Source organism: Streptomyces sp. MJM8645, assembly GCF_001625365.1.
Lineage (GTDB): Bacteria > Actinomycetota > Actinomycetes > Streptomycetales > Streptomycetaceae > Kitasatospora.
The window spans coordinates 4183358-4206683 of sequence record NZ_LJJF01000001.1; the positions used below are offsets into that span (position 1 = coordinate 4183358).

The 23326-nt window shown below is 74.0% G+C and carries 16 protein-coding genes; 2 read left to right on the forward strand and 14 right to left on the reverse strand.

Translation table 11 applies throughout. The features are described 5' to 3' along the window. Positions 1–68 precede the first annotated feature (68 nt). Positions 69–7226, forward strand: coding sequence for a non-ribosomal peptide synthetase (locus A6F73_RS17905; RefSeq protein WP_063348731.1), 7158 nt, complete (start codon positions 69–71; stop codon positions 7224–7226). A 114-nt stretch (positions 7227–7340) separates the two neighbouring features. On the opposite strand, the gene A6F73_RS17910 is transcribed toward A6F73_RS17905, so the two are convergent. The 13 genes from A6F73_RS17910 to A6F73_RS17970 all read right to left on the reverse strand — a co-directional run bounded on the left by A6F73_RS17910 (position 7341) and on the right by A6F73_RS17970 (position 20211). Then, on the reverse strand, positions 7341–8099 hold the full coding sequence (locus tag A6F73_RS17910; protein WP_279634911.1) for an AfsR/SARP family transcriptional regulator: 759 nt from the start codon (positions 8097–8099) through the stop codon (positions 7341–7343). 136 nt (positions 8100–8235) lie between these two features. Then, the gene (locus A6F73_RS17915; protein WP_107453059.1) at positions 8236–8526 is read right to left on the reverse strand and encodes a helix-turn-helix transcriptional regulator; all 291 of its coding nucleotides are present in this window, start codon (positions 8524–8526) and stop codon (positions 8236–8238) included. Positions 8527–8784: 258 nt separating this feature from the next. Continuing rightward, the gene (locus A6F73_RS17920) at positions 8785–11010 is read right to left on the reverse strand and encodes an MMPL family transporter (protein ID WP_244293426.1); all 2226 of its coding nucleotides are present in this window, start codon (positions 11008–11010) and stop codon (positions 8785–8787) included. Positions 11011–11163: 153 nt separating this feature from the next. Beyond that, positions 11164–11739 (reverse strand): 4'-phosphopantetheinyl transferase superfamily protein, encoded by a 576-nt coding sequence (locus tag A6F73_RS17925; RefSeq protein WP_244293427.1) that lies wholly within the window; start codon positions 11737–11739, stop codon positions 11164–11166. Positions 11740–11942: 203 nt separating this feature from the next. Further along, a complete protein-coding gene (locus A6F73_RS17930; protein WP_063348733.1) occupies positions 11943–13103 on the reverse strand; it encodes an acyl-CoA dehydrogenase family protein in 1161 nt (386 codons plus the stop codon). Continuing rightward, positions 13100–13831: an acyl-CoA/acyl-ACP dehydrogenase gene (locus tag A6F73_RS17935; RefSeq protein ID WP_063348734.1), complete on the reverse strand. Its 732-nt coding sequence runs from the start codon at positions 13829–13831 to the stop codon at positions 13100–13102. The genes A6F73_RS17930 and A6F73_RS17935 overlap by 4 nt, the downstream gene beginning before the upstream one ends. Further along, positions 13828–14718 (reverse strand): hypothetical protein, encoded by an 891-nt coding sequence (locus A6F73_RS17940; protein ID WP_063348735.1) that lies wholly within the window; start codon positions 14716–14718, stop codon positions 13828–13830. Before A6F73_RS17940 ends, A6F73_RS17935 begins: the two co-directional genes overlap by 4 nt. Before the next feature lie 2 nt (positions 14719–14720). Further along, positions 14721–14993, reverse strand: a complete 273-nt coding sequence (locus tag A6F73_RS17945) for an acyl carrier protein (protein WP_063348736.1) — start codon at positions 14991–14993, stop codon at positions 14721–14723. 47 nt (positions 14994–15040) lie between these two features. Continuing rightward, positions 15041–16327 (reverse strand): type III PLP-dependent enzyme, encoded by a 1287-nt coding sequence (locus A6F73_RS17950; RefSeq protein WP_063348737.1) that lies wholly within the window; start codon positions 16325–16327, stop codon positions 15041–15043. Positions 16328–16329: 2 nt separating this feature from the next. Continuing rightward, a complete protein-coding gene (locus A6F73_RS17955) occupies positions 16330–17742 on the reverse strand; it encodes an ATP-grasp domain-containing protein (protein WP_063348738.1) in 1413 nt (470 codons plus the stop codon). Between the two features lie 113 nt (positions 17743–17855). Further along, positions 17856–18788, reverse strand: a complete 933-nt coding sequence (locus tag A6F73_RS17960; RefSeq protein ID WP_063348739.1) for a 3-oxoacyl-[acyl-carrier-protein] synthase III C-terminal domain-containing protein — start codon at positions 18786–18788, stop codon at positions 17856–17858. 194 nt (positions 18789–18982) lie between these two features. Beyond that, positions 18983–19570, reverse strand: coding sequence for a TrmH family RNA methyltransferase (locus A6F73_RS17965; protein ID WP_063348740.1), 588 nt, complete (start codon positions 19568–19570; stop codon positions 18983–18985). Further along, positions 19567–20211, reverse strand: coding sequence for a methyltransferase (locus A6F73_RS17970; RefSeq protein WP_063348741.1), 645 nt, complete (start codon positions 20209–20211; stop codon positions 19567–19569). Before A6F73_RS17970 ends, A6F73_RS17965 begins: the two co-directional genes overlap by 4 nt. A gap of 240 nt (positions 20212–20451) precedes the next feature. Between A6F73_RS17970 and A6F73_RS17975 the strand changes: the two genes are divergently transcribed. Then, positions 20452–20649: a hypothetical protein gene (locus A6F73_RS17975; protein WP_063348742.1), complete on the forward strand. Its 198-nt coding sequence runs from the start codon at positions 20452–20454 to the stop codon at positions 20647–20649. 49 nt (positions 20650–20698) lie between these two features. On the opposite strand, the gene A6F73_RS17980 is transcribed toward A6F73_RS17975, so the two are convergent. Then, entirely contained in the window at positions 20699–23263 is a 2565-nt protein-coding gene (locus tag A6F73_RS17980) for a lysylphosphatidylglycerol synthase domain-containing protein (RefSeq protein WP_063348743.1), read from the reverse strand. Positions 23264–23326 lie beyond the last annotated feature (63 nt).

A 23326-nucleotide genomic window follows, 5' to 3' on the forward strand; every position in this document is an offset into this window, starting at 1 on the left:
TTGCTCGTCAGCGCCATCGGAAAGCGTTTGTTATTCCGCACTTGCAGGCCTTCCACGAGGAGCCCGGTTTGAATCGGCCGTCCGCCATCAGTGAAGTCCTTCCGCTCTCGCCGCTGCAACAGGGACTGCTCTTTCTCTCGGAGTACGACCGTGAGGGGACGGACGTCTACACCATTCAGCTGGTCCTCGACCTGGACGAGCTGACCGACGCCGATGCCGCCGCGCTGCGCACCGCGGCGGGCCTGCTCCTGGAGCGGCACCCCAACCTGAAGGCCTGCTTCCGGCACCGCAAGAACGGCGAGGCGATCCAGGTGATCCCCACGTCGGTCGAACTGCCGTGGCGCGAGGTCGCGGTGGCGGCCTCCGCCGAGGGGCCGGAGGCGGAGTTCGACCGGCTCGCCGAGGAGGACCGGCTGCGCCGCTTCGACCTCGCCCGCCCGCCGCTCCAGCGGCTCACCCTGGCCCGCGCCGAGGGCGGGCGCTGCCGGCTGGTCTGGACCGTCCACCACATCCTGGTGGACGGCTGGTCGATGGTCTCGCTGATCGGCGAACTCGCCGCGCTCGCCGAGGAGCTGAAGGCCGGCGGCACCCCCGCCAAGCAGCCGCGGGCCGGCGCGGCCCGCTACCAGGCGCACCTGGCCTGGCTCGGCACGCAGGACAAGGAGGCCGCCCGGCAGGCCTGGACCGCCGCCCTGGCCGGGGTCGTCGACCCGACCCGGCTGGTGCCGGCCGGCCGCGACCGGGCCGCCGGCGCGGCCGCGCTGCCGCAGGCCGTCCCGCTGGAGCTGACCCCCGAGGTCTCCACCGCGCTGACCGGCTTCGCCCGCTCGCGCGGCCTGACCGTCAACGCGGTGGTGCAGGGCTGCTGGGCGCTGCTGCTGTCCCGGCTGACCGGCCAGGACACCGTGCTGTTCGGCGCGGTCACCTCCGGCCGGCCGGCCGAGGTCCCGGACGTCGAGCGGATGGTAGGCCTGTTCGCCAACACGCTCCCGGTCCGGGTGGACGTCGACCCGGCCCGCACCCCGGCCGAGCTCTTCGCCGACGTGCAGCGGTCGCAGACCGCGCTGCTGGCGCACGAGCACCTGACCCTGGCGGAGGTCCAGCAGCTCACCGCCGTGCGCGGCGAACTCTTCGACACCGCGCTGATGTTCCAGAACTACCCGATGGGCGGCCTGCCGCTGGCCACCGGCACCGGCCCCCGGGTGACCGGCGCCGACGTCCGCTCCGCCACCCACTTCCCGGTCACCCTCACGGTCTTCCCCGGCACCCCGTTCGGCCTGGCCGTCAACCACGTGCCCGCGCTGGTCACCCGGGCGGAGGCCGAACTGGTCGGGCGGCGCTTCGCCCGGCTGCTGGCCGCCGCCGTCGCCCGGCCCGACGAGCCGTGCGGCCGGCTGGACGTCCTGGACGAGGCCGAGCGCGCCGGGATCACCGAGACCCGCAACGCCACCGGGACGCCGCTGCCCGGCGACTGGCTGGCCCCGCTGCTGGCCGCCCGGGCCGCCCGCACCCCGGACGCGCCCGCCGTGCGCTGCGGCGGGGAGCGCCTGACCTACCGCGAACTGCACGCCCGCGCCGACGCGCTGGCGCACGCCCTGCACGCCGCCGGGGCCGGCCCGGAGCAGGTGGTGGCGATCGCGCTGGACCGCTCCTGCGACCTGGTGGTGGCCGCCCTGGCCGTCCTCAAGTCCGGCGCGGCCTACCTGCCGCTGGACCCGGACTACCCGGCCGACCGGCTGCGCTACATGCTCGCCGACGCCGCCCCGGTGGTCACCCTCACCCACCGCCGGGTGCGCGAACTCCTCGCCGCCGAAGCCTCCGAAGGCGAGATGAGCACCGGCGAGCTGTGGGTCCTGGACGGCCCGGACGCCGTGACCGGTGCGCCCGGGCATCGCGTACCGGGCACGGCCCCGCGCGCCGACCACCCCGCGTACGTGATCTACACCTCGGGCTCCACCGGCCGCCCCAAGGGCGTCGTGGTGCCGCACCGGGCGCTGGTCAACCTGGTCGAGGACATGGTCGCCCGCTTCGAAGTGACCACCGAGGACCGCTTCCTCGCCGTCACCACCTTCGGCTTCGACATCGCCAACCTGGAGCTGTTCGTCCCGCTCGCCGCCGGCGCCGAACTGCTGGTCGCCGACCGCGAGACGGTCCGCGACCCGGCCGCCCTGGCGGACGCCGTCACCGGCCAGGGCACCACCCTGCTGCAGGCCACCCCCAGCCTCTGGCAGTCGCTCGCCGCCGACCACGCCCCCCGGCTGGCCGGCCTGCGTGCCCTGGTCGGCGGCGAGGCGCTGCCCGAGCCGCTGGCCCGCACCCTCACCGCGCACTGCGCGTCCGTGACCAACGTGTACGGCCCGACCGAGACCACCATCTGGTCCACCGCCGCGCCGCTGACCACCACCGCGGCCGGGCCGCCGCCGATCGGCGGCCCGATCGCCAACACCCGGGTGTACGTCCTGGACGGCGCGCTGCGCCCCGTCCCCGACGGCACCTTCGGCGACCTCTACCTCGCCGGCACCGGCCTGGCCCGCGGCTACCTGGGCCGCCCCGGCCTGAGCGCCGAGCGCTTCGTCGCCGACCCGTACGGCCCGAGCGGCGCGCGGATGTACCGCACCGGCGACATCGTCCGCTGGGACGCCGCCGGCACCGCCCTGGAGTACGCGGGGCGCAGCGACCACCAGGTGAAGATCCGTGGCTACCGCATCGAACTCGGCGAGATCGAGTCCGTGCTCGCGGCGCAGCCCGGAGTGACGCGGGCCGTCGTCACGGCCCGCACCGACCAGGCGGGGGACGCCCGCCTGGTCGCCTATGTCGTACCGGCAGGGATCGACCGCGACCGCTTGCGGGAGCGGGCGTCATCGGTGCTGCCCACGCACATGATCCCTGCCGTGTACGTTCCCTTGGACGACCTGCCGCTGACCCCCAACGGCAAGGTCGACCGCAAGGCCCTGCCCGCCCCGCCGGACGAGCGGGCGGGCACCGGACGCGAGCCCGTGGGGGAGCGCGAGGAACTGCTCTGCGCGGTCTTCGCGGAGGCCCTCGGGCTCGACCGGGTCGGCGCCGACGACGACTTCTTCGAACTCGGCGGCCACTCGCTGTCCGCGACCAGGGTCGCCAACCGGCTGCGTGCCGCGCTCGGCGCGGACGTCCCGGTGCGGGCCCTGTTCGATGCCCGGACGGCCGAGGCGCTGGCCCGCGTCCTCGACCCGGAGTCGGCGGCCGCCGACGCGGCGGAGCCGGCCCCCCGGCGCCCCGCGCTGCGCGCCGTCCCGAACCGGCCGTCCTCGGTGCCGCTCTCGCACGCCCAGGAGCGGCTCTGGTTCCTGGACAAGATGGACGGCCCCACCGGCAGCTACAACATCCCGCTGGCGGTCCGCCTCACCGGCCCGCTGGACGCCGCCGCGCTGGCCGCCGCCGTCCGGGACGTGGTGGCCCGGCACGAGAGCCTGCGCACCGTCTTCGCCGAGGCCGACGGGCTGCCCTCGCAGCTGGTGCTCTCCGCCGAGGAGGCCGAGCAGGCCGGCGCCCCGCTGGTCGTGGTGGACCTCTCCGGGGCGGCGCCGGGCGCGCTGGAGGCGGCGCTGGCCGCCGAGGCCGCCCACCCCTTCGAGCTGTCCGCCCAGGTGCCGCTGCGGGCCCGGCTGTTCGCCCTCGGCCGGGACAGCCACGCGCTGGCCCTGACGGTGCACCACATCGCCGCCGACGGCTGGTCGCTCGGCCCGCTCGCCCGCGACCTCTCCGACGCCTACCGGGCCCGGCTGGACGGCGCCGGGCCGCGCTGGGAGCCGCTGCCGGTGCAGTACGCCGACCACGCGCTCTGGCAGCGCGAACTGCTCGGCTCCAAGGGCGACCCGGACAGCCTGGCCAGCGCCGAACTCGCGCACTGGCGCGAGGCGCTGGCGGGCATCCCGGAGGAGCTGGACCTGCCCACCGACTTCCCCCGCCCGGCCCGGGCCGGGCACCGCGGCGCCGAGGTCGAGTGCACGGTGCCCGCCGAGACCCACGCCCGGCTCGCCGAACTGGCCCGGCGCGGCGGCGCCAGCCTGTTCATGGCCGTCCAGGCGGGCCTGGCCGCGCTCCTCACCCGGCTGGGCGCGGGCACCGACATCCCGCTCGGCAGCCCGGTGGCCGGGCGCACCGACGACGCCGTCCGGGACCTGGTCGGCTTCTTCGTCAACACCGTGGTGCTGCGCACCGACACCTCGGGCGACCCGGCGTTCACCGCCCTGCTCGGGCGGGTCCGGGAGACCGACCTGACCGCCTACGGGCACGCCGAACTGCCCTTCGAGCACCTGGTGGAGGAGCTCAACCCGGTCCGCTCGATGGGCCGGCAGCCGCTCTTCCAGGTGATCCTGGCCTTCGAGAACAGTGCCGACCCGCTGCCCGCGATGCCCGGCCTGAGCGCCGAGGTGCTGCCGATCGGCAGCACGACGGCCAAGTTCGACCTGTCCTTCCAGGTACTGGAGCGGACCGGCCCGGACGGCGCCCCGGCCGGACTGGACATCCGCCTGGAGTACCGCGAGGACCTGTTCACCGGGGCGACGGCGGCCCGCCTCGCCCGGGCCCTGGCCACCCTGCTCGACTCCGCCGCCCGCACCCCCGACGCACCGCTCAGCGCCCTCGACCTGCTCACCGCCGAGGAGCGCCGCGTCCTGCTGGAGGAGTGGGCCGGCCCGACCGCCCCGTTCACCCCGGTCACCCTGACCGCCCTGTTCGAGGGCCTGGCGGCCGCCGACCCGGACCACCCCGCGCTGATCGGCCCGGACGGCGTACCGGCCGGCCCGGCGACGATGCGGCTGTCCTACGCGGCGCTCAACGAGCGGGCCAACCGGCTCGCCCACCTGCTGCTGGAGCGCGGGGTCGGCCCCGGCGACGTGGTCGCGCTGGCGATGCCGCGCTCCGCGCCGCTGGTGATCGCGCTGCTGGCGGTGCTCAAGACCGGCGCCGCCTACCTGCCGGTCGACCCGCAGTACCCGGCCGAGCGGATCGCCTACATGCTCGACGACGCGGCGCCCGCCCAGGTGCTGACCGTCGAGGCGGTCGCCGACCGGATCCCGGGGCTGCCCGAGGGCGTCGTCCCGCTGGTCCTGGACTCCCTGCGCACCCGGTCCGACCTGACCGGCCGGCCCGACCGCAACCCCGTCGACGCCGACCGCACCCGGCCGCTCGTCCCGCAGGACGTCGCCTACGTGATCTACACCTCGGGCTCCACCGGCCGCCCCAAGGGCGTCGCGGTGCCGCACCTGGGGGCGGCCAACCTGGCCGCCAACCACCAGGCGCGGATGGGCGCGGGGCCGGACACCCGGGTGCTGCAGTTCGCCTCGTTCAGCTTCGACGCCACCGTCTGGGAGCTCGGCGTCTCGCTGTACTCGGGCGGCACCCTGGTGGTCGCCACCGACGAGAGCCGGGTCTCCGGCGAGGTGCTGGGCGCGCTGCTCGCCGAGCACCAGGTCAACCACGTGGTGCTGCCGCCCACCGTGGTGGCCGGCCTGCCCGAGGACGTGGTGCTGCCCGAGGGCCTGCACCTGCTGGTCGGCGGCGAGGCCTGCCCGGCCGCGCTGGTCGACCGGTTCGCCCCGCTGACCGAGTTCCGCAACGCCTACGGCCCGACCGAGGCCTCGGTCTGCGCCACCTGGAGCGACCCGCTGCGCCCCGGCAGCGGCCGCCCGCCGATCGGCCGCCCGCTGGACAACCACCGGCTGTACGTCCTGGACGACGCCCTCGCGCCCGCGCCGGTCGGCGTCACCGGCGAGCTGTACATCGCCGGCACCGGCCTGGCACACGGCTACCTGCGCCGCCCCGTCACCACCGCCGAGCGCTTCGTCGCCGACCCGTACGGGCCGGCCGGCACCCGGATGTACCGCACCGGCGACCTGGTCCGCTGGCGGGCCGACGGCACGCTCGACTACGTCGGCCGGGTGGACCACCAGGTGAAGCTGCGCGGCTTCCGGATCGAGCTCGGCGAGATCGAGGCCGCGCTGGTGCGCCACCCGGTGGTCGTGCAGGCCGCGGTGCAGGTCGCGCCCTCGCCCACCGGCGTGCCCCAGCTGACCGGGTACGTGGTGCCGCTGCCCGGCGTCGCCGCCGTCGACGTGCCGGTGCTGCGCGCGTTCGTCGCCGAGTCGCTCCCCGCGCACATGGTGCCCGCGACGCTGGTGACGCTGCCCGCGCTGCCGCTGACCGCGAACGGCAAGCTCGACACCCGCGCCCTGCCGGCGCCCGGTGCCGCGCCCGCCGCCGCGCAGGCCCCGGTGCGGCGCCCGGGCACGCCGGCCGAGGAGGTCATCGCCGGGGTCTTCGGCGAGATCCTCGGCCTCGACCAGGTCGGCGCCGACGGGGACTTCTTCGACCTCGGCGGCGACAGCCTGCGCTCGGTGCAGATCGTCAGCCGGGCCGCGAAGGCCGGGCTCACGCTCTCGCTGGCCGACGTCTTCACCCACAAGACGGTGGCGGCCCTCGCCGCCGCCGCCCGGCCCGCCACCGAGCAGCGGCTCCCCGCGACGGTGCTGGAGCCGGTGCTGCCGATCCGGCCGGGCGGCACCGCCGAGCCGCTGTTCTGCGTGCACGGCGGGGTCGGCTTCGGCCTGCCGTACGCGGAGCTGGCCCCGCACCTCGACCCGGCCCGGCCGGTGTACGCGCTGCAGTCCGACGGCGTCGCCGCGCCCGAGGGGGAGTGGGAACGGCCGCACGGCGTACGGGAACTGGCGGCCACGTACCTGGCGAGGATCCGCCGGGTGCAGCCGCACGGCCCGTACCACCTGCTGGGCTGGTCCTTCGGCGGGCTGGTCGCGCACGAGATGGCGGTGCAGCTCCAGGCGGCGGGCGAGCGGGTGGCCTTCCTGGCGGCGCTGGACGTCTTCCCGGTGCTGCCGGGCGACCACAACCCGACCGACGAGGAGATTCGCGGGGCCTTCCTCGCCCACCACGCGGCCGGGGCGGGCATCGACGACGGGGAGCTGCGCCGGCTGATGGCGGTGATGCGCCACCACACGGACATCGCCCGGGAGTTCACCCCCGGCCGGTTCGACGGCTCGCTGCTGCTGTTCACCGCCGCCGACGAGGTGCAGGGCGCCCCCGCCGCCGAGCTCGCCGACCGCTGGCGCGCGCACCTGACCGGCGCGCTGACGGTGCACGACGTCGCCTGCGGCCACGAGGAGATGCTCGGCCGGGAGGCGGCCGGCCGGATCGGCGCGGTGGCCGACGCCGCGCTGCGCCGGTCCTGAACGACCGGACGGCCGGGCCCGGAATCCGGGCCCGGCCGTCACGGGGCCGTCGGCGGCTCCCCAGCCGGGGAGCCGCCGACGTGCCGGGGCGAACTGCCCTCGCCCCGACGGGACTTACAGCGAGGGATCCTGCATCAGGATCGCCTGGTAGAGGTGGTGGAGACGACGACTCGGCTTGAGCCCCAACTCGTCGTCGAGCCACTTCCGGGTGCGGTGGAAGATGTCGACGGCCTCCGACTGCCGGCCGCACCGGTAGAGGGCGATCATCAACTGCTCGCTGAACCGCTCGCGTTCCGGGTACTGGGCGAGCAACTGCTTCAGCTCGGCCACCACCGTCCCCGCCTCGCCCGCTTGCAGCTGGGCCGAGATCAGGTCCTCCCGCGCGGTCTTGCGCTGCTCGTCCAGACGCAGCGCTACGGCACGGCACCAGGGCCCGTCGCTCGTGTCGAGCAGGGCCGGTCCGCGCCACATCCCGAGCGACTTGCGGAGCGTGTCCATCGCTTCGTACGGCCGGTCGCTGACCAGCCCCGCGCCTTTCTCCGCCGTCCGCAGGAACCGGTACGCGTCGACCGCGTCCTCCGAGACGTTGAGCATGTAACCGTTGTCAACCGTGCGGATGAGTTCCTGGTCCGGCCCCTCCAGACCAAGTTCCGCCAACGATTTGCGCATGCGTTTGACATTGGCCTGCAAGGCGTTGCGCGCGTTCTTGAGCGGCGCTTCCCCCCACAGCTCGTCGATCAGTTCGTCGAACGCGACCACCTGGCCGGCGTTGAGCGCCAGCATGGTGAGCATCACGCGATTCTTCTTCGCCCGTAGACCTACGGTGCGCTGACCGTCGCCGATCAATAGTGGGCCTAATATGGAGATGTACACCAAATTCCCCGTCCCTAGCGGTGAACTCCAGCCACAAGCTTTTCTCCTGTGACCTCGGCCCGGCCACCGTCAACAGTGGTCGACGTGTTTGGGGTGGCCTGACAAAGGGGAAAAGCCTGGGTATCATTCGCGCTGGTCAAGTATCGGACACGCCTGGGTCGTCCGGCCATGTACCTTCGTACATGAGTTGATGAACCTGCGCCACCAACCCCACCTGAAGCCGCGACTCCACTCCCAGTTTCGCCAGGATGTTGGCGACATGCGCCTTCACCGTGCGCTCTGTGACGTGCAGTCGGGCGGCGATGCCGCGGTTGGAGTGTCCGGCACCGATCAGGTCGAAGACCTGCCGTTCCCGTCCGGACAACGTCCCGACCCGGGTGAGTTCGTTGCGCCAGCGCGCCGAGGCGAGGCTGCCGTCACTGTGCATGGCCACCCCCCTGACCGCCCCCTGCTTCCCCGTGGCGCGTCCACCGGCAGTTGCGCCCCCCCGTCACCGGGAAGGTCGTTCACGTGCCGACGAACGCGCATGCGATTCTACAACTCCCGTAACAAACCACCACGGGACAGTCGGCGTCAAACCCCTTGTCACGACTGGTTGTGGCCAGGTGCCTGCACGAAACGCACACGAAAAGGACCGGGGAGGGGCTAAGCCCTTCCCCGGCCGTCGAGTTGGACGGGTCCCGTGTTACGGGAGGGTCGTGCGTGCCGCCGAGGCCGCCGCCGCGGCGGCCACGATGGCCGGCATCCGCGGGGTCCGGGTCGTGGTCTGGCGCGCGAGCCGCGAGGGCCAGAAGGTCTTCCAGCCGAGCAGGGTGACCACGGCCGGCAGGACGACGATCCGGATCACCGTCGCGTCGAGCAGCACCGCGCAGGCCATGCCCACCCCCATCTGCTTCATCTCGATGAAGTTCAGCGAGGCCAGCAGGGCGAACACACAGACCATCACCACCGCGGCGCTGGTCACCACGCCGGCCGTGCGGGTGATGCCCTGCTCGACCGCCTCCTTGACGGAGAGCCCGCCGCGCGCCGCCTCCCGGATCCGGCTGACCACGAAGACGTGGTAGTCCATCGACAGTCCGAGCAGGATCACGAAGAGCATCAGCGGCAGCCAGGCCACCACCCGGCCGGTGGACTCGAAGTGCAGCAGGTCCTCCGCCCAGGTGTGCTGGAAGATCAGCGCGAGCAGGCCGAAGGAGGCTGCTGCGGACAGCACGTTGAGCAGCACGGTGATCAGTGCGAGCACCACCGAGCGGAACGCGGCGGTCATCACCAGGAAGGTCAGCACCAGGGCCACGCCGAGCACCCAGGGCATCTTGTGCATGACGTTCGCCCGGTAGTCGACGTCGAACGCGACGTCGCTGCCGCCGACCGCGAACTCGGCGCCCGCGACCGTGCCGAGGGTCTGCGGGGCGAGGTCCTGGCGCAGCCGGGCCAGCGAGGCGCGGGCCTGCGGGGAGCCGCTGTCGAAGTGGGTGCCGATCGCGACGGTGGCGACCGTGCCGTCGGGAGAGGTGCGGACGACCGGCGCCGGGTTGTGCACGAAGAGGTCGTCCTGCGAGGCGCGTTCGACCAGCGACTCCACCGCGGTGCCCAACTGCGCCGTCCGGTCGGCCGGGACCTTCACCGCGACGGTGTGGGTGTCGGCCTGGCTCGGGAAGGAGTGGGTCAGCCGCTCGTTGGCCTGCATCGCCGGGATCGACCGGGGCAGGTCGTCGATCCCGGTGGCCTTGAGCTTCAGGCCGAGGGCGGGCAGCGCGAGGACGAGCAGCGCGCCGACCGAGACCACCAGCGCGATCACCGGGTGGCGCAGCGCGGGCTTGAGCATGGTCGACCACAGCTGCGGCTTGACCCCGCCCTTCTGGGTGAGCCGCCACACCAGCGGGACCCGCGGCGCGTCCAGGTAGCGGCCGAACCGGGACAGCATGGCCGGCAGCACGGTCAGCGAGGAGGTGATCGCGATGGCGACCACCAGCACCGCGCCGGTGGCCATCGACTCGAAGGCGATGTGCCCGGCGAGGTAGAGCGCCCCCATCGAGATCATGACGACCACGCCGGACACCAGCACCGAGTGCCCGGAGGTGGCGGCCGCGATCTCGATGGCGTCGATGTTGTTGGCGCCCAACGCCCGCTCCTCGCGCTGGCGCTTGAGGTAGAACAGCGAGTAGTCGACCCCGATGGCCATGCCCATCAGCACGATGACGTGCGTCACCGGCCCCGGATCGGGCACCAGTTGGGAGGCCACCCCCCACAGGCCGAGCCCGGCGAGCACCGAGGACAGGCCGAGGACGACCGGGACGCTCGCGGCGACGATCGCGCCGAACACGAAGACCATCACGAGCAGCGTCACCGGCAGGCTCAGCACGGTCGCCTTGCCGAGGTCCTTGCTCAGCATCTCGTTGAGCCCGGCCTTGATCGAGCCGGCGCCGACGAGTTCCATCCGCAGCTCGGTGTGCGACGCGTGGGTCCTCGCCACGGTGTCGATGAGCGGCTGCACCCGGTCGGCGGAGGTCTCCGGATCGCCGTCGAGGGTCACCGGGACGAGCAGGGCCGAGCCGTCCGGCGCGGGCACCGGGGCGTCGATCGAGTTGATGCCGGGGAGGGCCTTCAGGTCGCGGGTGGCGTCCGAGGCCGCGGACTGCGCCTGGACGGGGTCGAGCCGGCCGCCGCCCCACGGGGTGATGAGGACGTTCTCCACCGCGCGTTCCTGGAGGCCGCCGCTGCGGGCGATCGCGGCCGCCCGGCCGGACTGGCCGATGGCGAGGTCGGAGGTGGTGGCCTGCCGGGTGCCCGTGACGCCGCCGACCACGAGGGCCGCCACGACGAATGCCACCCAGAGCGCGATCGCCCACCAGGGGTGGACGGCGCTCCACCGAGCGGCCCTGGTGATCACGTTCCTGCCTTCCACGATCACGTTCCCCTCCTCAAAAGAAATGCCCGGATCAAGACACGGGCCTGACTTATGAGTCCGGCCGTGCGGTGCGGCGTTCGCCTGCATCACTGAATCTAGTGACGCTTCGACGCATGATCACGGGTACAACTTCGACGATTGGAGGGGGAGTTTCTTCTACTTGACAGCCGACCCGAGAGGGCTGCCGCCGGATTCCCCGGGCGGAATTTGATACCACATCCGCCGGGACACGTTAAAGGGCCCGTCGCCGATCAGTGCGACGGACCCCGCGTATTCCTCGGGCAGCGGCAGGTCGGTGACTCTCCACGGACCGGGCAACGGACCGGAGCGTGCGTACACGGTGGCTTCCGGTCCTTCGTGGGCGACCGGGATCCCCATGCCCTGGGTGAGTCTGGCGCCCGAGGCCTTCACGCACGCCTCCTTCCTGGTCCACAGCCGGGTGAAGGCGCCGGGCCCGCCCCGGGCGACCAGCTCCCGTTCGTCCGGGGGGAAGAAGCGACCGGCCAGCCGGGTGGTGTCCAGCTCGGCGCGGGCCAGCTCGACATCCACGCCGACCGGCCGTGATGCCAGGGCGAGCAGGGCGATCTCGCCCGAGTGGGACAGGTTGAAGTGCAGGCCCGGCGCGTCCTCGACGGCCGGCTTCCCCCACGGGCCGCGGCTGAAGCGCAGCCCGGCCGGGGGGCGGCCGAGGCGCTCGCCGAGGACGATCCGGGTGGCGGCGTGCGCGAGCACGAAGCGGCGCCGCAGCCCGGGCAGCTGTCCGCTCCGGGCGCGCGCCCGCTCCTGCTCGTCGAGCAGTTCCTCCAGGTGCGGCGGGTACCCGTCCGGGGCGTCCTGGGCGGCTTCGCCGTCCGGGCGGTCCGGGTGCTCGCCACCGGTCAGCGGAATCTGCCAGATCTCGACCGTATCCCGACCGACCGGTTGTTCTGTCCCGTTCAGAACCGGCCCACCTTTCCGGTGTGCAGCCCCTGGAACAGATTCAGCTTCTGGATGTTCCGTGTCCCCTCCATGAACTCCACGCCCCGGGCGTCCCGGGCGAGTTTGTCGAGGAGCGGGTGGTCCAGCCGGGCGCCGGGCCCGAAGAAACCCAGCGCGCGCATCGTGACGTCCTCGGCGAGTTCGCAGGCGCGGGCCTTCGCCGCCGAGGAGAGGTGCCCGGCGGCCGGCTTGCGGTCCACCGCGAGGGCCGCCCGGTAGGTCAACTGGCGGGCCGCGTCGATCCGCTGGCCGAGCGACTCGAACAGCTCGCGCTCCGCGCCGCGCAGTTCCCGGCGGTTCTCGGCGACGTAGTCGTGGGCGGCCCGGGCGATGCCGAGGGCGATCGCGGCCACACTCGGGCGGAGCTGGTTGAAGACCGAGACGATGCTCCACATGCCCCGCCGGGTCGGCGGCAGGTGGGCGCCGAGCACCCGTTCGGCCGGCACGTGCACCCCGTCGAGGGTGATCCGGGTCAGCTGGACGCCGCGCAGGCCGAGGGTGGGCAGCGGCTCCGCCCGGAAGCCGGGGTCGGAGGTGTCCACCAGGACGGCCAGCACGCCGAGCCGCTCGGTGCCCGCGACCCGCGCGAACACGGCGCCCAGGTCGGCCCGGGCGGCGTTGCCGACGTAGCGCTTCTCGCCGTCCAGGACGTACGAGCCGTCGCCCACCGGGGTCAGCGTGGTGGTCATCTCGCCGATGGCCGAGCCGCGGTCGGGCTCGGTGAGGCCGAAGCAGGTCCAGCGGGGGCGTTCGGCGAGCCGGCCGTACACCCAGTCCTTCTGGGCCTGGCTGCCGAGCACGCTCAGCAGCACCCCGCACATCGAGGCGCCGGGCGCGCCCAGCATCATCCCGGCGTCGCCGCGCGCCAGTTCCTCGCTCACCAGGACCCGTTCCAGGGTGGCCAGGCCGTGCGCGGGGCCGGCACCGGCCTCGGCGGACGCCCGGTCCCACTCCGGCGGCACCTGGTGGCCGGCCAGGAAGCGCACGGCGGGCAGGTCCAGGAAGCGGTGGACGGCCTCCGGGTCCCGGTCGAGGTCGAGCGCGCCCGCCCGCAGGTCTTCGGCCCACCGCCGCACGTACCGGTGCGTGGTTTCCAGCGGGCCGGGCAGGCTGATCACACGTTCCCCTTCCGGGAGTCGACGTTCTGTGCCGTGTCCCCGGCCGGCCCCGGCCAGCCGCAGTACACGTCGGCGAGGAGCTCGGAGGCGTACGCCGCCCGGCCCGGCCCCTCGGCGGTGAAACCGTACGCCCCGAGCAGCCGCAGCAGTGCGCGGTCGGCCTGGGTGATCTGGGCCTGGAGGCGGGCGAGGGCCTGGCCGTCCAGGGGGCGGGCGGGGGCCAGGGGGGAGTCGTCCGGACCCTCGGCGAGGTCGTCGAGGACGCCCTCGATCTCCAGGTGGTCGATCAGCACGTCGGCGAGCGCGCCCTTGACCAGCTGTTGCAGCAGCAGCGAGGAACCCTCGACCTGGCGGCCCGCGAGGTAGGCCAGACAGGCCTCCCGCAGCCGCTCGGACGCGCCGAGCCGCAGCCAGGCGAGGCCGGTGCCCCAGTCGTGGGCGTCGGGGCCGGCGGGCGCCCGGGTGGCGTCGGCGGGGCTCAGGACGGCCAGACCGGGAACCGGGTCCAGGCCCCCATTCCCGTCCTCGTCCCCGTCCTCGTCGTCGCCGAACTCGGCGTACTCGCCGAGGAGTTCGCGCGGGACCACGGCGTGCCCGCGCGGGCCGCGCGGTGCCACCCCGGGGGACAGCGCGCGGGAGAGCAGGGTCAGTGCGGGGACGAGGCCGTCGTTGCGCGCGCTCGTCCGGGCCTCCTGCCAGTGCTCGCGCACCTCGACCGGAACCGTCATCGGACCCCCAACTCCCCCGTGTCGAGTGTGCAGTAGGCCAGGAAGCCGCGCTCCCGGTCGTAGTCGGCCACCACCACCGGGCGGTCCCGGTCGGCGGCGGCGAGCAGGGCGGCCCAGCCGCCGGTGGCAGGCTGTCCGGCCGCCACCTTGGTCCACGGACCGCCGTGTGTCGGAAGTTCAGCACAGCCGTCGGACAGGCCGGAGCCGGTGACCAGCGCGGCCGAGGCGTCCCAGTCGGCGAACAGCCCCGGCTCCGGGAGGCCCTGGGCCGCGCCGCCCAGCGGCGCGTCGCCGCCGTCCCAGTGGATCAGCAGCGCGACCGCGGCGTCCGTGTGGACGGCGCTCTGCCCCGTCGCGGGCAGCGGGAACGGCTGGGTGCCCTGGTCCACGACCAGCAGCAGCAGCCGCGACCAGCCGCACCGCCGGGCGTACTCCACGGCGACCCGCAGCGCGCTGAACGGCGCCAGGACGCCCTGGTCGGACAGGGCGAAGGAGAGCGGCTCGCCCGGCAGCCGCCCCTTCACGCAGGAGGCGACCAGCTCGGCGTGGTCGAAGTCCGGCGCGGAGTAGGCGACCACCACCACCTCGGGGCACTCCTCGGCGGTCAGCGGGCCCAGCGCGTCGAGCGCGCCGTGGGCCAGCTCCACCGAGGTGCGCCGCCCCGAGGCGGCGAACTGCTCGCGGTCGAAGTCCGCGCCGTAGAGCGCCCCGAGCTCGCGGTAGAAGTCCTCCCGCGCGGCCTCCGGCCGGTACGGCGCGCCAGGCCCCGGTGGGGTGTGGGCGCCGGCCCGGATCAGCCGCGGCAGGACCGCCGCCGGGGCCGGGCCGGGCGTGCCGTCCGCGCCGGCCGGGGCCGGACGCCGTACGGGCGCAGTCGCGCGGAACATGCTTAGGCGCTCGCTTCCGCGGCGACGAAGCCGGCCAGCGAGCCCACGGTCTCGAAGTGGGTCATGTCCAGCTCGTCGGCGTCGAACTGCACGTCGAGGATCTCCTCGATGGTGATGAGCAGTTCGAGCGCGCTGCTGGAGTCCAGGCCCAGCTCGTCGAAGAGGCGGACGCCCGGGTCGGCGCCGGAGACGTCCTTGTTGAGGACCTCCGACAGGCCCTTGCGGACGGCGTCGACGTACTTCACGTCGGCCACGGTGTTGGCAGTGTCGCTCATGGTGTTCTCCTCGGACTGGTCCCGGCCGTGGGTCGGCCGGTCGGTGGTCAGTTCTGGTCGTCGCCGGGGGCCGCGTACAGCCGCTGGCGGCCGAGCATGGCCTCGACGTCGTCGCGCTCCCGGATCAGGTGCGCCCGCCCGTCCAGGACGAGCACCTCCGCCGGGTAGCCGTGGCTGAGGAAGTGCACCGGCGAGGCCGTCGGCCCGTACGCGCCGGAGCGCTGCACCCCGATCAGCTCGCCGGCCCGCAGCGCAGGCATCGGCACCTTCTTGCCGATGACGTCGTTGGGCGTGCAGAGCGGGCCGGTGATGTGCCAGGGCTCGGTGGCCGGCTCGTCCAGCCGCTCCAGCGCGGCCATCGGGAAGTTGCGCTTCACGTACGAGCCGATGCCGACGGCCGCCATGTGGTGGTTGGTGCCGCCGTCGGTGACCGCGAAGTTCTCGCCCATCGAGGTCTTGGTGTAGCGCACCCGGGTCACGTAGGTGCCGGACGCGGCGACCAGGAAGCGTCCCAGCTCCATGATCATCCGGGTCTCCGGGTGCCGGGCGCGGAAGTCCGCGATCAGCGGGTTGAGCCCGGCGGTCAGCTCGGCGACGTCGAGGTCCTTCTCGTTGTCGAAGTAGGCGATGCCGAGGCCGCCGCCGACGTCGACCGTCTCCAGCGGGAAGCCCAGCTCGGTGGAGAGGCGCTCGGCCAGCTCCAGGATCCGCCGGGTGTTCTCGACGACGGACTCCTCGATCAGGATGCGGGTGCCCAGGTACACCTGGACGCCCATCAGCCGGATGTTGGGGTAGCGGCCGGCGAGGTCCTTGCCCTCGGCCAGCAGCAGCTCCTCGTCGGTGCCGAACTGGCGCGGCTTGCCGCCCATGGTCAGGCCCGAACCCTTCACCGAGAAGCGCGGGTTGACCCGCAGCGCGACCCGGGCGGTGATCCCGCGCTCGCGGGCCACCTCGTCGATCAGGTCCAGCTCGCCGATCGACTCGCAGACGATCGCGTGGATGTCCTCGTCCAGGCAGGCCGCCACCTCGCCGCGGCTCTTGCCCGGGCCGAGGAAGATGATGTCGCGCGGCTCGACCCCGGCCCGGCGGGCGGTGACCAGCTCCGTCAGCGAGGACACCTCGGCGCGCGAGCCCAGGCTGTGCAGCAGCGCGCAGACGGAGATGTTGGGGTTCGCCTTGAGCGAGTAGAAGACCTCCAGCGCCGGGTGCAGCGCCTCGCGCAGCCCCTGGAAGCGGGTGGTGATCTCCTCGCCGTCGTACAGGTAGAGCGGGGTGCCGAACTCCTCGGCGAGCTCGGTGATCCCGAGGCCCTGCACCTCGAATGCGACGCTCACGGTCAGCTCCGTTCCGGGTAGGCCGCGAGGCGGCGGGTGATGTCGGTGTCGAGCGCCTCGATCTCCTCGTCGGAGGCACCGACGAGCACGCCGTACAGCCGGCCCTCGAAGCCGTCCGCTTCGGTGTCGGCGGCGGTGCCCGCGGCGGCGTTCACCGTGGCGTAGTTGTTCACGAACAGGCCGCGCGGGCGCGGGCCCCGCTCGGTCAGCAGCAGCCCGTCCAGCACCTCGGCCAGTTCGGCGAAGGGCAGCGGGCGGGTCAGCCGCAGCGGGAAGTGCCGGGCGACGGCGACGTCGTCGGCCCCGGCCAGGCCGCCCTCGTGCACCACGTTCTGGTACGTGGACATGTTGTTGCGGGCGTTGATCTCGATGACCGGGTACAGGCCCTCGTCCGGGTCGACCATCGCGTCGACGCCGACCACGCCGTAGTAGCCGTCGGCGGCGAGCCGCTCGCCGAGCCGCAGCGCCGTCGCCTCGATCTCGGCGACCTGCCCGTCGGTCAGCCGGGCCGGGATCCGGTGGCCCTTGTGGACGCCGCCCTCGGTCAGCAGCTCCTTGACGAAGTCGAAGTGCGTGGAGCCGTCCCGGCCCACCGTGAACTGGTAGTTGAGGTCGCAGCGCTTGGCGACCCACTCCTCGATCACCAGCGCGGTGCGCGGGGCCCCGCCCGCGGCCTTGGCGGCGCGCTCGGCCTGCTGGACCGCCATCCGGTGCAGCCGGCCCAGCCGGGCCTCGGAGTCCAGCACGACGATGCCCTTGCCGGACACGCCGAACGCGTCCTTCAGCACCACCTTGCGGCCCGCCGCCAGCAGTTCACCGGCCGCGGCCACCGCCTCGGCCAGCTCCTCCAGCGTCTCGCAGGCCCAGCCGCGGGCCTGGCGGATGCCCAGCTCGTCGGAGAGCCGGCGGCTGTACACCTTGCTGTTGACCCGCTTGCAGACCGCGGCGGTCGGCGCGCCCAGCTGCAGCCCGGTGCGCTCGGCCAGCTCCTCCTCGACGGTGGAGATGCCGTGCGCGGTCAGCCGGGCGCCCTCGGCGGCGACGGCGGACAGCGCGCGCAGCAGCTCGGGGTCGGCGAGGGCGTCCTCGCTGACGGTGCGCTGCGGGTCCTGGCCGGCCACCACGTGCACGGTGGGCAGCTCCAGGCCGAGGCCCTCCAGGTAGCCGCGGTAGCCCTCGTCCAGGGCGGTCTTCAGCACGACGTGGTCGTCCTTGCCGCCGAGCAGCAGCGCGAACTCGTCCATGCGGTTCACCACCGCACTGCCCGCGTGCGAGGCGACCCGGGGCAGCGCGGGCTCGCCGAGCGCCCAGTGGTTCTCCACCTCGAAGTTGCCCAGGAACACCAGCGGGGTGTCCGCGGACCCGGTCACGGCGCGCTTGAGGCGCGCGCTGAAGCCGGAGGACGGTAGATGCATGTCGACCTCGTCATTTCTCGTGTGCGCTCGGGCGCGGTGCGGCGGGTGCGCAGGTGCTGCGGTGGTGCGGGTGCGCCGGTACTGCGGGGGACGGCCGGTCCCGTGGACGGCCGTCAGTGCTCCAGGACCATCGCGGCGAAGGTCGCCCCGAGCCCCACGCTGGTCATCAGGTAGCGGTCGCCGGGGCGCAGCCGCCCCAGCTCGGTGGCCTTCTGCAGGTTGATGAAGGGGTCGGCGCAGAAGCAGTGCCCGGTCTCGCCGACCAGGTCGAGGAAGACCTTGTCGAGCGGCAGCCCGAGCGTCTTGCAGACGCCGATCCACGACAGCCGGTTGACGTTGTGCGGCAGCACGAGCGCCAGCTCGTCGAGGCCGCAGCCGGCCTCCTCCAGGGCGGCGCCGATCACTTCGCACAGGCCGGGCCCGTACAGGTCCTGGAACTCCTTGGCGGCGGCGTCGCCCATGATGAACTCGTCGCCGAACTGGGTGTGGGTGCGCGTTGCGTACCCGAGCATCCGGTCGGAGCCGGTGCGGTCCGCGCTCACCAGGAAGGCGACGGTGCCCTCGCCCATGACGGTGACGTCCGGGATGGACTGCGTCTGGGTGGTGCACGCCTTCTCCCCGGCCAGGACCAGGGCGAGCGCGTTCGGGTCCGGGTCGGCGGCCAGCAGGGTGCCCGCCAGGTCCAGCGCGAGCAGCCCGGAGGCGCAGGCGTGGTGCGAGACGACGAAGCCGGCGGCGTGCTCCAGGCCGAGCTCGACCTGGAGCGGTCGGAGCGAGGTCATCGGGTACGGCAGCGGCGACGGCATCGTGCGGGCCTGGAGGACGTATTTGACGCGCTGTTCCTGCCCGCGCAGTTCCACCAGCTTGGTCGCGGCGCGCAGCAGCAGCTCGGTCTCGGTGGCCGCGGGGTCGCGGCACACCTCGGAGAGCCCGTAGAAGCGCTGGTAGCGCCGGAGCTGCACATCCGTCAGCTGGAGTTCCTGTTGGAAGCGCGCGATCGGGATGGTGTCGGGAAGACAGCTGGAGACTGCCGTGATCGACGTCATGCCAACTACAGTCGCCTGGAGCGCTGACGCTTAGCTGACGCTGCGCTGACCGCCGCCGCGCGGTGGCGGGGTGCGCTCCCCGCAGACGCCGGGGAGGTCCGGTCCGGAGGCGTGGTCGACCGTCCCGTACCGCCGGACGGAAACGACCGGAGGGGTGGGCCTTTCGGCACACCCCTCCGGAATCCGATCAGGTCCTACTCGTCGTCGGCCCCGCCGAGGTCACCGAGGTCGCCGAGATCGGTGCCGTCCGGGGTGCCGCTGATCGCGTACCCCTGGCGGCGCGCCTCGTAGCAGGCCACCGTCGCGGCCGCCGACACGTTCAGCGAGCCGACCCGGCCCAGCTGCGGCACGAACACCACCTGGTCGCAGAGCGCCAGCGCGTCGGAGGTGATCCCGCGGTCCTCGTGCCCCAGCACGAAGGCCACCGCCGGGGTCAGCTCGGCGGCGAACATCGGCACCGCCTCGTCCGCCAGCTCCAGGCCGACCACCTTGAAGCCGTCCGCCTTCGCCGCCGCGACCGCCTCCGCGATCGTCGGGAAGTGCTCCACCTTCAGGTACTTGTCGGTGCCCATCGCGGCCTTCTGCGCGCCCGAGGAGCGCACCGACGGGGTCTCCCCGGCCAGGTACAGCTTCTCGGCGCCCATCGCGGCCCCGGTCCGGACCACCGAGCCGACGTTGAACGGCGACTGCAGGTTCTCCAGGATCATCGCGAGCCGGAACTCGTTGCTGCGCCGCCACGAGCGGTGCAGTCGCTTCAGTTCGGTCCCGCGCAACTGCTTCACGACGACGTTCCCCGTCCACTCTCCGTACCCTCGCCCGGCTCCGGGCGGGGTCGTGCTTCCAGAATCCGGAACCCGTTGACCGACGCGACCCGGGTGGTCGGGTAGCCCTGCTCGTTCAGCCACTTCTGCAGCGAGTCCGAGCCCAGGTGCTTCTGCACCACCAGGAACGCCGAGCCGTCCGGGGTCAGCCGGCCGAGCCAGTGCGTGAGCAGCCGGCGCAGCGCGGCCTTGCCGATCCGGATCGGCGGGTTGGAGTAGATGGTGGCGAACCGCACGTCCTGCGGGACGTCCTCGGGCAGCGCGGCCTGGACGTTGCCCAGCCGCAGTGCCTCGGCGTTCAGCCGCACCAGTTCCAGCGCGCGCTCGTTCACGTCCACCGCCCAGACCGGCAGCCGCCTGCGCCGGCTCGCCCAGGTCAGCGCGATCGGGCCGTAGCCGCAGCCGACGTCCAGGATCGGGCCGCGCACCCGCGGCTGCGGGGCGTGCTCCAGCAGGATCCGGGTGCCCGGGTCGAGCCGGCCGCGCGAGAACACTCCGGTGTCGGTGGTCAGTTCGAGGGTGAGGTCCGGCAGGGAGACCGTGATCGGCCGGCGCTCGCTGGCGACCTCGGGTGCACCGGTGAAGTAGTGCGAGCCGGACATGATTTCCCCGTCGTTCGTAAGGGCCTCGGGGCCACCGGGTGGGTGTGGGTAAGCCCTTGGTACGGCACCGATCGTACCCCCGGTGGCCTGCGGCGCGTTCCGTGCCGGCCGGCGGCCCGGGTGCCGCGGGGCCGCCCCGGCGCGATCGCGCCCGGCCGCCCGGCGACGGATACTGCCAGTACCGCCCCCGCGCCCGTGGGAGCCTCCGGACAGCGCCTCCGAACAGTGAGGACGGATGCCATGCCGCAGAATCACGAGGACTACCTGATCGACGAGGCCGTCGAGACCGTCGAATCCGACGACGAGGCACCCGAGGGCGACGAGTACGACGAGGTGGCCGAACGCCGGGCCGTCGGAGCCGACCCGGCCACCGATGTCGCCGACGCCGCCGAGCAGAGCCGCGTCGTCCAGCTCGACGAGGACGAGTACCGCGAGTAGCCGCCGCCGGGCCCGGTCCGGGGCGCCGTCCGGTGCGCTGTCCGGTGCGCTACAGCGCCCGGCGGCGCTGCAGCCAGGTCATCGCCGCCCAGCCCGGCAGCACCGGCAGGATCAGCGTCAGCAGGCGGTACATCGCCACCGCCGCCAGCGCGCCGCCCTTCTCCATCGACGCGGTCTGCTGCAGCAGCGCGATCAGCGCCCCGTCCACCGCGCCGGCCCCGCCCGGGGTCGGCGCCACGTTGCCCGCCGCGTTGCCCACCAGGAACACCACCGCCACCGAGGCGAAGGACGGCTCCCGGCCGATCGCCCGGGTGCAGCAGTACAGGCAGCCGATCAGGCAGATCGACACCAGCAGCTGCCCGGTCAGCCCCACCGCCAGGCGGGCCGGGCTGCGCAGCAGGTCCAGCAGCCGCGGCAGCACCTCGGTGGTCAGCGGCCGCAGCCGCGCCGCCAGCCAGCGCCGGGCCGGCGGCACCGCCGAGACCACCGCCAGCAGCGCCGCCGCCCCCGCCAGCCCGCCCACCACGGCGGGCAGCGCGTCCAGCTCCGAACCGCCCGGTTGCAGGTCCAGCAGGTAGACGAAGGCGCCCAGCTGGAGCAGGTGCAGCACCAGGCCGATCAACTGCCCCACCCCGACGCTGGACAGCGCCTGCGCGGTCGGGATCCCGGCCCGCTGCAACAGCCGGGTGTTCAACGCGATCCCGCCGACGCCCCCGGGCGACACCAGCTTCACGAACGCCCCGGCCAGCTGCGCCAGCACCGCGTTGCGGAAGTCCAGCCGCTCCGGCACGAACCCGACGAACCCCATCGCCGCCGTCACGTGGCTCAGCGCCGCCGCCAGCAGTGCCAGCGCCAGCCACGCCGGATCGGCGTCGGCCACCGCCGAGATCGGGTTGTCCTCGGCCGCGAACAGTTGCGGGATCAGCAGCCACCCGGCCACCACCCCGCCCACCACCGCGAGCAGGGTCCGCGGCCGCAGCCGCTCCAACCGCACCGGCCGCACCTCCGCCTGCGGCCTGGTCCGCAGCACCTCCGCCCGGATCTCCTCCAGCAGCCCGCCCCCGCCGCCGGTGGCCTCGTCGGGCCCGGGGCCTGCCGGGCCGCCCGTGCGGGCGGCGGCGGTCGGGTGGGCGGCGGTCGGGCGGGCGGTGTGCTTGAGGGCGTGGCGGGTGGTGCGGGCGAGGGCGATGGGCTGGAGGAGGGGGAGGGCGGCCTCGACGGTGTCGGCGCCGAGGACGGTGACGGCGGTGTGGACGGAGCGGGCGGCGCCGGCCCGCAGGGCGAGGGTGGTGAGCAGCTGGGCGATGTCGCAGCGCAGCACGAGTTCGCTGGCCGCGATGTCGCCGTCGGCGAAGTCGACCAGGTGCACCGCACCGGTCGCGTCCACCAGCAGGGAGGACGGGACGAGCGCCCGGTGGGCGATCTCCCGGCGCTGGAGGCGGGCGAGCTGCCGCCAGGCGTCGGCCAGCAGGTCGTCGGTGACCTCCTCGTCGGGGAGCCGGTCGAGGGCGCGTCCGGGGAGGTGCTCGTAGGCGATGAGGGCGGTGTCCTGGCCGAGGCCGGCGGTGGCGGCGATGCGGCGGGTGCGGACCCCGGCGGCGAGGGCCGCGTAGGTGACGAGCGCCTCGTGTTCGAGGCCGGCGCGGGGGGAGCGCAGGGCCCGGGGGTGGGGGGCGGTGCGCAGCCGCAGGCGACGCCAGGCGCGCTGGACGGCGGCGGCGGTGACGGCTTGCCGGTCGAGGAGCTGGACGTCGAGGTCGGGCCGGTCGTCGGCTTGCCGGACCAGGTAGCGGTCGGGCCCGGCGGGGTGGGCCTCGGCCGGGCGCAGGCCGCTCTCGCGCAAGGCCCGGAGGATCTCGCCGGGCCTGGGCAGCGGGTCGGGGGTGCCGACGGCGTAGAGGGTGCCGTGGGCGCCGGTCCAGCCGATGAGCAGGCCGAGCAGCAGGGCGGTGGGGGTGGCGTACCCGCCGGCGAGTCCGGCGAGGCCGGAGAGGGCGAGGACGGCCCAGGGGGCCCGGTGTTCGCGGTTGCCGGAGGCGGTCATGAAGGCGAGGACGGGCGCGAGGTAGCCGTAGACGGGCTCGGTGTGGCCGAGGGCGCCGCCCGGCAGCGCCTGGGTGAGGGCGGCGAGCAGGGAGGCGGGGGCGACGCCGTCGGCCCACAGGTCGAGGAGCAGGGTGGCGCCGTAGGCGAGGACGGCGGCGAGCAGGCCGTCGGAGACCTGCTGGAGGGCGCGTCGCCGGTCGGGGCCGAGGAGGCGGCGGGCGGCGAGGACGACGGGAACCAGCAGCACGGCGGCGGTGGTGAGGCCGCCGGCGAGGCCGGCGAGCGGCCGGGGCACCAGTTCGGCGGCTTCGGCGACGTCGGCGGCGATGCCGCCGGTGGTGGCCCGGGCGTAGTCGGCGAGCAGCAGGGTGAGGGCGATGGCGATGAGCCCGGTGAGCAGCCGGATCAGGGCGACGGGCTGCCGGATCCGGCCGGGTTCGGACACCGCCCGGGCCGGGCCCCGGCGGGCTCCGGCGCTCGCCGGTATGCCGGTGTCCGCCGGTGCGGGCGTGCCGGCGGTGTCGCCACCGCCGGTGTCGCCGTTCGTTCTCCCCGTCACGATCGCCACGGGTGGCATGCTCCCATGCCTCCCCTGATGGTGGAGCCGGAGCCCGGAAGCCGGCCCGGATCG

Coding starts and splice junctions, on each gene's coding strand:
- A6F73_RS17915 (WP_107453059.1), bottom strand. CDS start 8,526: ATGCACAGTGACGGCAGCCTCGCCTCGGCGCGCTGGCGCAACGAACTC.
- A6F73_RS17935 (WP_063348734.1), bottom strand. CDS start 13,831: ATGACGGTTCCGGTCGAGGTGCGCGAGCACTGGCAGGAGGCCCGGACG.
- A6F73_RS17940 (WP_063348735.1), bottom strand. CDS start 14,718: ATGTTCCGCGCGACTGCGCCCGTACGGCGTCCGGCCCCGGCCGGCGCG.
- A6F73_RS17945 (WP_063348736.1), bottom strand. CDS start 14,993: ATGAGCGACACTGCCAACACCGTGGCCGACGTGAAGTACGTCGACGCC.
- A6F73_RS17955 (WP_063348738.1), bottom strand. CDS start 17,742: ATGCATCTACCGTCCTCCGGCTTCAGCGCGCGCCTCAAGCGCGCCGTG.
- A6F73_RS17960 (WP_063348739.1), bottom strand. CDS start 18,788: ATGACGTCGATCACGGCAGTCTCCAGCTGTCTTCCCGACACCATCCCG.
- A6F73_RS17970 (WP_063348741.1), bottom strand. CDS start 20,211: ATGTCCGGCTCGCACTACTTCACCGGTGCACCCGAGGTCGCCAGCGAG.
- A6F73_RS17975 (WP_063348742.1), top strand. CDS start 20,452: ATGCCGCAGAATCACGAGGACTACCTGATCGACGAGGCCGTCGAGACC.